1 protein-coding gene is annotated in these 660 nt (G+C 51.5%); it reads right to left on the bottom strand.

Annotation, left to right across the window (positions count from 1 at the left end; all coding sequences use genetic code 11):
• On the bottom strand, positions 1-660 hold a 660-nt coding region (locus tag H8Z82_RS18150), incomplete at both ends, for a recombinase family protein (protein WP_186995772.1).

Raw genomic sequence — 660 nt, forward strand, 5'->3', positions numbered from 1 at the left:
TCCGTCTGGTATCGCTGCTGATACATCACACTGCCGCAGTCTGCACAGAACAGTATGCCGGAGAACAAGCCTACTTCATCATAGCGGTTGGGGCGTTTGCGCTGCTTGCGAAGCTCCTGCACCCGTTCCCATGTTTGGGTGTCTATGATAGGCTCGTGGTGGTTCTCGAAAATCACTTGCTTTTCCGGGGGATTTTCTACACTGTGCTTGACTTTGTAAGAAAGTTTTTCTGTCTTGAAATTTACCAGACAGCCTGTGTATTCCCGGTTTTCAAGGATATGCACTACGGTATTGGTCGCCCACTTGCACTCATAGCCGGGGTGGTAGCGGCGGGTGCTGCCCGTCCTGCGGTATTCAAGCGTTCCCGGCGTGGGGATTTGCTGCTCTGTGAGCATACGGGCTATCTTGGTCGGACCATTCCCGGCAAGACAGAGGTTGTATATCTGCTTGACTACGGGTGCAGCTTCCTCGTCAATAATGAAATTTTCATCCTCGTCCATGAGGTAGCCATACACAGGCTTGCTTGTGATGGGCTTGCCATTCATGCCTTTTGAGCGTTTTACTGCTTTGATTTTCTTGCTCGTATCTCTCACCAGCCATTCGTTAAAGATATTCCGCAGCGGGGCAAAGTCATTGTCGCCCTGTGCGCTGTCCACTCCG

This window comes from Blautia difficilis, from assembly GCF_014297245.1.
GTDB lineage: Bacteria > Bacillota > Clostridia > Lachnospirales > Lachnospiraceae > Blautia_A > Blautia_A difficilis.